At 72.3% G+C, this 9,567-nt stretch carries 7 protein-coding genes; 6 read left to right on the plus strand and 1 reads right to left on the minus strand.

Annotated elements, in window-relative coordinates; all coding sequences use genetic code 11:
* Positions 1–126 precede the first annotated feature (126 nt).
* From QM638_RS10520 to QM638_RS10545, 6 genes are all read left to right on the plus strand, one after another.
* Complete coding sequence (locus QM638_RS10520) at positions 127–1,641, plus strand: amino acid permease (protein ID WP_415141922.1); 1,515 nt, start codon at positions 127–129, stop codon at positions 1,639–1,641.
* Between the two features lie 5 nt (positions 1,642–1,646).
* A complete protein-coding gene (locus tag QM638_RS10525; RefSeq protein ID WP_415141923.1) occupies positions 1,647–2,498 on the plus strand; it encodes a glutamate ABC transporter substrate-binding protein in 852 nt (283 codons plus the stop codon).
* 11 nt (positions 2,499–2,509) lie between these two features.
* Entirely contained in the window at positions 2,510–4,000 is a 1,491-nt protein-coding gene (locus QM638_RS10530) for a DUF294 nucleotidyltransferase-like domain-containing protein (RefSeq protein ID WP_415141924.1), read from the plus strand.
* Positions 3,997–4,911, plus strand: a complete 915-nt coding sequence (locus QM638_RS10535; RefSeq protein WP_415141925.1) for a metallophosphoesterase — start codon at positions 3,997–3,999, stop codon at positions 4,909–4,911. Before QM638_RS10530 ends, QM638_RS10535 begins: the two co-directional genes overlap by 4 nt.
* Entirely contained in the window at positions 4,908–5,612 is a 705-nt protein-coding gene (locus tag QM638_RS10540) for a FadR/GntR family transcriptional regulator (protein WP_415141926.1), read from the plus strand. The genes QM638_RS10535 and QM638_RS10540 overlap by 4 nt, the downstream gene beginning before the upstream one ends.
* 315 nt (positions 5,613–5,927) lie before the next feature.
* Positions 5,928–6,494 carry a hypothetical protein gene (locus QM638_RS10545; RefSeq protein WP_415141927.1) on the plus strand — a complete coding sequence of 189 codons (567 nt, stop codon included), beginning with the start codon at positions 5,928–5,930 and terminating at the stop codon, positions 6,492–6,494.
* A gap of 22 nt (positions 6,495–6,516) precedes the next feature.
* Here the strand turns inward: QM638_RS10545 and QM638_RS10550 are convergent.
* The coding region (locus QM638_RS10550) for a helix-turn-helix transcriptional regulator (RefSeq protein ID WP_415141928.1) at positions 6,517–9,567 on the minus strand (3,051 nt) is incomplete at its 5' end.

Consider the following 9,567-nt stretch of genomic DNA (forward strand, 5'->3'; position numbering starts at 1 on the left):
ACTAGACAGGTTTCCCGGCCCCGAGCCGACGGCCGTCTCGGATCCCCGGCGAATCCTCCACCGGTGTCGTGCGCGCTCGCATCGTCTCGGCCTCGCGACCGACGCCACCATCACGAGGAGCCGTCCATGGCCCAAACGCAGGTGGAAAACTCACTCCAGGCGGAGCAAGAGGGATACAAGCAGACGCTCGGCCGCCGGCAGGTCCAGATGATCGCCATCGGCGGCGCCATCGGGACCGGCCTCTTCCTCGGGTCGGCCGCCAAGCTGCACACCACCGGTCCGGCGCTGCTGTTCAGCTACGCCTTCGTCGGGCTGATCGCCTACTTCCTGATGCGTGCCCTCGGCGAGCTGGTGCTCTACCGCGCCACCTCGGGGGCGTTCGTCTCCTACATGCGCGAGTTCTACGGCGAGCTCGGTGCCTACCTGACCGGCTGGATGTACTGGCTGAACTGGGCGTTGACCGGCATCGCCGAGCTCTCCGCGGTCGCCGTCTACATCAAGTACTGGATCCCGAACATGCCGAGCTGGGCCACCGTGCTGATCGCGCTCGCGGTCGTGCTCGTCATCAACCTGCTCTCCGCCCGCGCCTTCGGCGAGTTCGAGTTCTGGGCCTCGATCCTCAAGGTCACCGCGATCGTCGTCTTCCTGGCGGTGGGCCTGGTGGTGGTGATCGGCGGGCTCGACATCGACGGGCACAAGGCCGGCTTCCAGAACCTGTGGAACAACCCCGGCGGATTCTGGCCACACACCGGTGACTTCACCTGGTACGGCCCGCTGCTGATCATGTCGAGCGTGGTCTTCGCCTACGCGGCGATCGAGATGGTGGCGGTCGCGGCCGGCGAGATGGAGGACGCCAAGCGCGAGGTCCCGAAGGCGGTCAACGCGGTCATCTTCCGGATCGCGGTCTTCTACTGCGGTTCCATCCTGCTGCTGGTCTCCATGCTCCCCACCAGCGACTACGTCGAGGGGCAGAGCCCGTTCGTGACGGTCTTCGACAGGCTCGGGCTGAACTGGATCGGCTCGCTGATCCAGGCGGTGCTGATCATCGCGGCGATGTCGAGCCTGAACTCCGGCCTCTACTCCACCGGCCGGGTGCTGCGCAGCCTCGGGATGTCCAAGCAGGCCCCGTCCTTCACCCTCAAGATGAGCACCTCCGGAGTCCCGTGGGCGGGCATCGTGATGACCTCGATCGTCTATGTCCTCGGGGCCCTGCTCAACGCCGTCGCCGCCAACGCCTTCGAGATCGCCCTGGAGGCGGCCTCCATCGGAGTGGTCTTCACCTGGGCCACCATCTTCGTCTGTCAGCTCCGACTCAGACGCCTCAGCGACGCCGGGGTCGTCCCGGCCAGCAGCTTCCGAGCGCCGGGGTCGCCCTGGACGAGCTATGCCGGGCTGGCCTTCCTCGTCTTCGTCGTCATCGGGATGGCGATCTCGGGCTGGCAGAGCTCGCCGTACTTCTGGCACAAGACCAACTTCGTCGTGGTGGTGGTCGGGATCCCGGTCCTCGCCGTCCTGCTCGGCCTCGGCTGGGCGCTGGCCCGGCCACGCGTGGTCGCCAACACCGGCGGGCAGATCGGCTCGCGCTGGACGATGAACGGACCGCGGTACGCCGACACGGCGGCCACGGGTGAGGAGCAGTGAGTCCGATGAAGACCTCCAAGACGGTCGCCGTGGCCGGCGCGGTGCTGGCGCTCTCCGGGTTCGCGCTGACCGGCTGCGGCTCCACCGAGCCGCCCAAGGTCGACCCGAGCCTCATCGCCGGCGCGAGCGAGGGCGGGTCGATGACGATCGGGATCTCGTTCACCAACCCGGGCCTCGGCCTCAAGGACGGCGACACCTACTCCGGGTTCGACGTCACCACGGCCGAGTACGTCGCCGGCGCGCTCGGCGTCGCCAAGGACGACATCACCTGGGTGGAGGCCACCCCGGGCAACCGCGAGGAACTGCTCACCAGCGGCCAGGCCGACATGGTGGTCTCGACGTACTCGATCACCGACGAGCGGAAGAAAGAGGTCGCCTTCGCCGGTCCGTACTTCGAGGCGCACCAGGATCTGCTGGTCCGCCGCAACACCGAGGAGATCACCGGCCCGGAGACCCTCGACGGCCACACCCTGTGCTCGACACCGGGGTCCACCTCGTCGCAGTACGTGCTCGACCACTACAAGGGCAAGATCACCCTCGTCGAGCGGGACAACTATGCCGAGTGCGTACAGTCGCTGCTGGACGGCGACGTGGACGCCGTCACCACCGACGACGTGATCCTGGCCGGCTTCGCCTCGGAGTCCAAGTACAAGGGCAAGCTCAAGGTGGTGGGCGACGGGTTCACCGACGAGTACTACGGCATCGGGCTGCCCAAGGGCGACACCACGATGGTCAAGGAGGTCAACGCCGCGTTGAAGGAGTACATCGCCGACGGCACCTGGAAGCAGGCGCTGGAGGCCTACGTCACGCCTTCCGGATACCAGCTGCCGAGCGCTCCGACGCCCGGGGTCGAATAGGCGGGCGCCGGATGGGGCAGGACCTGGCAGCCTTCCTGCGCACCGCGCCGCCGCTCTCGTCGCTGCCGCCCGAGCAGCTCGACGAGGCGGCGGCACGGGCGAGCGTGGAGACCTACCAGGCCGGCGACCTGATCCTCGACGCCTACAACGCCCCGGTGAAGTCGGTCTTCGTCGTCCTCGACGGGTACGCCGAGCTGTGGAACCGCCCCGACATCGACGACCCGGACGAGGTCGTCGGACCGGGCGGGATCTTCGGCTTCTCCGCCATGCTCACCGGACGCACCATCGGCCCGCGGGCGGTCGCGCGCGGGCAGGTCCGGCTGGCCCGGATCCCGGCCGGCGCGGTGCGGGGCGCGTTCGCCTCGCCCGAGGGCGCGGCCTACCTCGCCGACCGGATCGCCGAGGCCGGCCGGCGGCAACGGTCGACCCAGGCCGAGGGAGCGATCATCAGGTCTCCCCTCGGCGGGCGGCTGCTCGGCGCGGTCACCCTCGCCGACCTGCGCTGGCAGGCGCTCAAGGTGCCCGACGTGCTCGCCGAGCTGACCGCCCAGGGCCTGGCCCCGGGCAAGGTGATCGCCTTCTACTCCGCCAGCGTCGACACCGTCGTGCGGCGCACCCTGGAGCTCGTCTTCGCCGACCATCCCGAGCTGCCGCTGGACCGCTTCACCTGGCTGTGCCTGGGCAGCAACGGCCGACGGGAGGCGGTGCTCAGCTCCGACATCGACGCCGCCGTGGTCTTCCGCGACGACGTCGACGAGGCCGAGGTCGACCGCTACCGGGAGGTGTTCGCCGAGGTGAGCACCGCGCTGGCCGCCGGCGGGATCGTGGTGGACACCCACGGCACCATGCCGACCAACCCGCTCTTCGCGCGCACCGCGACGCGGTGGGAGGCGGCCGCGCGGCACTGGCTCGCCGACCCGGTCGAGAACAACGGCGCCATGATGACCTCGCTGCTCATCGACGGCCGACCGCTCTCCCCGGACCGTGGCCGGCCCACGGTGGCACGGGTCTTCTCCGGCGTGCGCGAGCACCGGCTCACCCTGCGACTGCTGCTGCAGGAGTCGCTCGCCAAGCGGGCCAGGACCCGGTCGGTGCGTGACCTGCTCGGGCCGCGCTCGGCGACCTTCGACATCAAGGACGACGCTCTCCTCCCGATCGTCAACCTGGCCCGCTGGGCGGCGCTGGCGACCGGGTCGCCGGCGCTGTCCACCACCGACCGGCTGACCGACGCGGCCGGCTCCTCGATCCTGCCCAAGGCCCGGGCCCGGACGCTGGCCGAGGTCTTCGAGGTGCTCCAGGGCATCCGGCTGCGCTACCAGCTCGACCAGCACCGGCGCGGCGAGCGCGCGACCGACGTGCTGCTGCTGACTCGGCTCTCGCCGATCGACCACAGCATCATCAACCGGGCGGTCCGCGAGATCGCGGCGGCGCAGAAGCGCGCCGACAACGTCTCCAACTACCTGCCCACCGAGCAGTGGACGCTGCCCGAGGAGGGCCGATGAGACCGGGCGCCGCGAACGGTGGGATCGCCTCGGCGAGCCTGCTCGACCTGACCGAGACCGGCATCGAGACGGTCGCGGTGATCGGCGACGTCGGCGGACACCTCGACCAGCTGCGCGCCGAGCTGGTGCGGCTGGGGGTGGGCGAGGACGGCTCCGGTGCACTGCCGGCCGGGCTGGTCGTCGTACAGGTCGGGGACCTGGTGCATCGAGGTCCCGACTCCGACGGGGTCGTGGAGCTGGTCGAGCTGCATCTGGGCCGGCAGCCGGACCGGTGGATCCAGCTGGTCGGCAACCACGAGGCGTGGTATCTGCGCCGGCCGTCGTTCTCCTGGGACCAGCCCATCGGCCGGGCCGCGGCCGCCCGGCTGCGGGAGTGGTGGACCCAGGGGCGGCTGCGAGCGGCGGTGGCGCTGCGCGCAGGCGGCGAGGAGCTGCTGGTCAGCCATGCCGGTCTGACCGAGGGCTTCTGGCGACACGAGCTCGGCGCTCCGGCGACCGCGGAGGCCGCGGCCGAGCGACTCAACCGGATGTTCGGGCACGACGACGACGTGCTCTTCCGTGGCGGCCAGCTGCTCGGTGGCGGCGACCCGGACCCACGGGCCGGCCCGCTGTGGGCGAGCGCCGGCACCGAGCTGCTGCCGGGGTGGCTCGACCTGCGGATGCCGTTCGGCCAGGTGCACGGGCACAGCACCCTGCGCGACGCCGAGGGCCGCATCGCCGATGCCCGGCTGGCCGAGCTGTCCAGCGTGGACCTCGTCGCGCGACACGAGACCACGCTGTTGGAGGGAGGCCGGATCGTCGGCGTGGATCCGGGGCACGGGGCGCACGCGGCGCCGAGCTGGCGGTCCTGGCGACTGGTGGACCACGACCGGGTACGGCGCCGGCCGGACTCCGGGGGATCGGGACCGTGAACGCGCACCAGGACTGGGAGAGCAGGCCGATCGCCGGGCGCCGGACCAGCGCCGTCGGGTACGTCCTGGCCGATCTGCGCGAGGCGATCGAGACGGGGGTCTTCGGCGTCGGCGAGCGACTCCCCTCCGAGACCGCGCTCGCCGAGCGGTACGGCGTCTCCCGGACCGTGGTGCGCGAGGTGCTGCGCTCGTGCGAGTCGGCCGGCCTAACCGTGACCAGGCCGGGACGCGGCAGCTTCGTGGTCTCCCCGCGCAGCCCCGAGCTGGTCTTCGAGGGCTACTCCGCGACCCAGCTGATGGAGGCCCGCCCGGCGATCGAGATCCCGGCCGCCGGGCTGGCCGCACTGCGCCGTACCGATGACCAGCTGGGCGAGATCCGGCGGCTCGGCGAGGCGATGGCCGAGGCGGTCGACGACACCGAGTGGACCCGGCTCGACGCCCGGTTCCACCTCGCCATCGCGCAGGCCTCCGCCAACCCGGTCTTCGCCGACGTGCTGGCCAGCATCGCGGCAGCCCTGCGCCGCCAGTCGCAGCTGCTCAACGTGCAGCTCGACCGCCGTACCGACTCGGTGCGGGAGCACCGGGCGGTGATCGCCGCCCTCGTCCGCGGCTCGGCGACCGAGGCCGAGGACGCCATGAGGTTCCACCTCGAGGAGGTCCGGGACGCGATGGCCCGGATGCTCACCCGTCACCACCAGTGAGTGGACCGACGAGCTCGTGGAAGGACGGGCCGAGCGGGGCTGGGCTCACCGTGCCCAGGTGAGGTCTCGATCCGCTCGGCTCGCTACTCGACCCACGGGGCGGGACTCTTCGTCGGTCGAGTAGTCCTCGCGAGGGACGAGCGAGGGCGGATCGAGACCACCCGACCGGCCCGATGAGCGAGCCCGCAGGCGGACGGACCAGCGACGGGACGACCACCGCGGTCCATCGGTTTGGGGTACGGGAGCGAGCCGGTCACAATGGGGCCGAGACGCGGGCCGACCCCGCGGCGTGATCGGCAAGGGGGAGATCTCTCAGTGGACAAGGGCGAGAAGCACCCGATCCTGGTCGGCCTCGTCGCCCTGGTCTCGGTGGCCGTCGCGCTCGGCGTCGTGTTCGGCGTCATCGCCGTGATCGGCACCCGGGTGCTGGGCATCGACGACACCAGCTCGAGCTCCGCCTCCGACGGCGGGTCGCTCTATCTGCCCCAACCCTCCGCGACGACCGCGTCGAGCGAGCCGACCACCGGCGCGGGCACGACCGGCGACAGCGGGGACACCGCGAGCGACACGGCCAGCTCCGCGACCACCACGAAGAGCCCCCAGGCCAAGAAGAAGATCACCCTGCAGACCAGCGCGACCGAGGTCAGCGGCAGCGACCTGTTCACCATCTCCGGAGTCTTCCCGGGCGGAGAGGGCAAGCTGCTGGAGCTCCAGCGCAACCAGGGCAGCGGCTGGGAGGTCTTCAACGTTCCGCAGATGGCGGTCACCAACGGCACCTTCTCCACCAGCGTGCAGACCAGCGTGGTCGGCGTCCACCGGTTCCGGGTCAAGGAGGTCGACGGCAAGCTGACCTCGAACGTGGTCAAGGTGACCGTTCGCTGACCTCGAGGCCCAGAAGGCGTCCTCAGTCCAGCAGACCGGTACGGCGGGCGATGGCGGCGGCCTCGGTGCGACCGGCGGCACCGAGCTTGCCGAGGATGTTCGAGACGTGCACCGAGACGGTCTTGGTGCTGATGAACAGCCGGCTCGCGATCTCCCCGTTGGACCTGCCCTCGGCCACCAGCTCCAGGATCTCGTGCTCGCGGGGAGTGAGCGTGGTCGCCGACGCTCCCCCGCGCACGGCCGCGCCGCCGGCGACACGCAACCGGTCGAGCAGCGGCTGGGCGCCGAGCCGGCGAGCCGTCGCGCGCGCCAGATCACCGCGCTCCCGGGCGCCGGCGAGATCGCCGGTGGATCGCAGGACGGCGAAGAGCTCGGTGCGCACCACCGCCAGCTCGTAGACGTCGCCGAACTCGACGAAGGCACGCTCGCACTCGCGCCATGCGGTCACCAGCTGGTCGGCCCGCGGCGGATCCTGCGCGGCCAGCCAGCGCACCCGGAGCGACTCGGCCACCGAGCGCTGGGCCCAGGCCCGGCCCTCCGGACCCCACTGGGTGGCGGGGTCGGCGTACCGGATGAGGGTGGCCTCCGCGTCGGCGCTGAGCCCGGCGGCACGCTCCACCAACGCCGGTCGCTCCGCCGCCGGCACGGCCGGCCAGGCGGTGGCGAGGGCCCCGAGAGTGAGCGCGGCGAGCCGCACCCGGGCACCGAACCAGGCGTGCCAGATCATCGAGAGCGCGGCCACCGCGTCGTCGTACGCACCGATCGCGGCCGCGGCGTCGCCGTTCCGTCCGGCGAGGACGATCTCGGCGCCGGCGGAGTTGATGGCGATCGCACCCTCCTGCGGCCAGTACCGGCGCAGCGCGGCCAGCTCGCGTCCGCGATCGGCACCGCGGGCCACTTCGATGCACAGCCGCACCGAGTCGAGCACGCCGCGGATCAGGCGCGGGGCACGGTCGGCGTCGCCGAGCGTCAGGGCCGCCTCCCAGTCGCCCTCGATCATCCTGATCCACATCAACTGCCAGCGCGAGTCGAAACCGTACGGCGCCCAGGGCGTGCCGGCCTCGGCGGCGACCCGCACCGAGGCGGCGAAGTGCTCGGCCGCCTCGGCATAGTCGCCCCAGTCGCTGTAGGACCGGCCGAGATAGTAGAGCCCACGCATCTCCGAGTGGCGCGCGCCGGTCTCCCGGGCCCGCTGCACCGCCGCCCGCAACGAGCTGCGCAGGGCGTCCACCGGTCCGGTCCAACGCAGCTGGGAGAGCGTCAGCATGATCTCGGACGCGGTCTTGGGATGGCCGTGCCGCTCGGCCAGATCGAGGGCGTCGAGACCGACCGCCTCGGCCTCCGCGGTGCGGTCGAATCCGGTCAGGATGCGGGCCCGGATGGCGAGCACCACCGCCCGGGTCAGGGGCGGAGCGTCCTCGGGCAGCGCCTCGACCGCCCGCGCGGAGAGCTCCAACGGCTCCTCCCCGGACTCCATCGAGAGGGTGACCTCGGCCTTGGTGGCGAGCAGCCGGGCCCGGCCCACCGAGGGTCCCGACGGGATCCGGGCCAGGCGCTCGGTGAGCACCGCGTCCGCGCGAGCGGCCTGGCCGGCATGGAGCAGCGCGTCGGCGGCGCGCTCGGCGATCCGGTCCACGTCCACCTCCACCGCCCCGAGCGTGCCCGCGTCCTCGGCGAGCGAGAGCGCGGTGGTCAGGTGTTGGGCAGCCTCGTCCGGACCGCCGACCGCGAGGGCCTCCTCACCGGCCTGGATGCTGGCGAGCAGCGCACCGGGCAGATCGTGGGCGAGCCGGGAGTGCCGGGCCAGCTCGGCGGCGGTGCCCAGGCTCGGGTCGGCGCGCAGCGCCGCGGCGTACCCGGCATGCAGCCGGACCCGCTCGCCGGGCAGCAGGTCGTCGTAGACCGCCTCGGCCAGCAGCGCGTGCCGGAAGTAGTAGCGCCGCGAGGTGGGCACCAGCACGTTCTGCTCGACGCTGGCCCGCAGCGCGGCCTCGAGCGCCGCCGCCGGCAGCTCGGCGACCGCGTCGAGCAGGTCGTGGGAGACCCGGCGACCGGCGGCGCTGGCGGTGCGGACCACCTGGCGGGCGTCCTCGCCCAGCCGGTCCAACCGGACCAGCAGCAGGTCGGCGAGGTCCTCGGGCAGGTCGTCACCGGCGCCGACCAGCTCCTCGACGAAGAAGGCGTTCCCCTCGGCACGTTCCACGATGGCGTCGACGTCCGCCGCAGGGACCGCGACGCTCAGCTCGTGCACCAGGCTGCGCACCGCGTCGTCGTCCAGCGGTCCGAGCATGAGCCGCCCGACCGACGGCAGCCGGGCCCATTCGGCGACCTGGCGGCGCAGCGGATGGCGACGATGCAGGTCGTCGGCCCGGTAGGAGACGACCAGCGCGACCGGCGCGTCGAAGGGTCTGGTGAACAGGTAGGTGAGCAGGTCCCGGGTGGACCGGTCGGCCCAGTGCGCGTCCTCGACGACCAGCAGCAACGGCCCGTCCGCGGCCACCGCCTCGAGCAGCGCGTGCACCGCACCGAAGAGGTGGGTGCGGTCGACCGACCCGGTCTCCTCACCGAGATCGACCGGCCGGTCCGCCGAACGCCGTACCGGTCGAAGACGGCTCAGCGCCGGGAAGTCCGCCGCGATCCGCTCCACCACCGCCGGTGCGTCGGCGGTGAGCCGGTCGAGCACCTCGGAGAACGGCATGTAGGGCATGGCGCTGTCGCCCAGGTCGATGCAGTGGCCGGCCTGCACCTGCCAGCCTCTCGCCACCGCACGGTCGCGCAGCTCGGTGAGAAGGCGGGTCTTGCCGACCCCGGCGTCGCCGCCGAGCAGCACATGCAGCGGTTCGCCGACCGGGTCGAGGCCGAGCAGGCCGGCGAGCTGTCTCAGCTCGGCCGCACGCCCGACCAGAGGTCGGCTGCTCGCCCTGTTGCCGGTGACCACCAGCCCATCATCGCGGCTCGCACCGACCACCGCGAGGCCGGACTCACCCACGGCCGTCCGGCCGGTCGCGCGAGCCGGCCCGCCCGGCCTCGCCGCCGTCCCGGCCGTCACCGTCCCGCCCCGGTCACCGCCGTC

The sequence above is a fragment of the Nocardioides sp. genome, assembly GCF_047606145.1.
Lineage (GTDB): Bacteria > Actinomycetota > Actinomycetes > Propionibacteriales > Nocardioidaceae > Nocardioides.

Bases quoted from the DNA above. Each gene is read 5' to 3' on its own strand.
- QM638_RS10525 (WP_415141923.1), top strand. From the start codon at position 1,647: ATGAAGACCTCCAAGACGGTCGCCGTGGCCGGCGCGGTGCTGGCGCTC.
- QM638_RS10520 (WP_415141922.1), top strand. From the start codon at position 127: ATGGCCCAAACGCAGGTGGAAAACTCACTCCAGGCGGAGCAAGAGGGA.
- QM638_RS10530 (WP_415141924.1), top strand. From the start codon at position 2,510: ATGGGGCAGGACCTGGCAGCCTTCCTGCGCACCGCGCCGCCGCTCTCG.
- QM638_RS10535 (WP_415141925.1), top strand. From the start codon at position 3,997: ATGAGACCGGGCGCCGCGAACGGTGGGATCGCCTCGGCGAGCCTGCTC.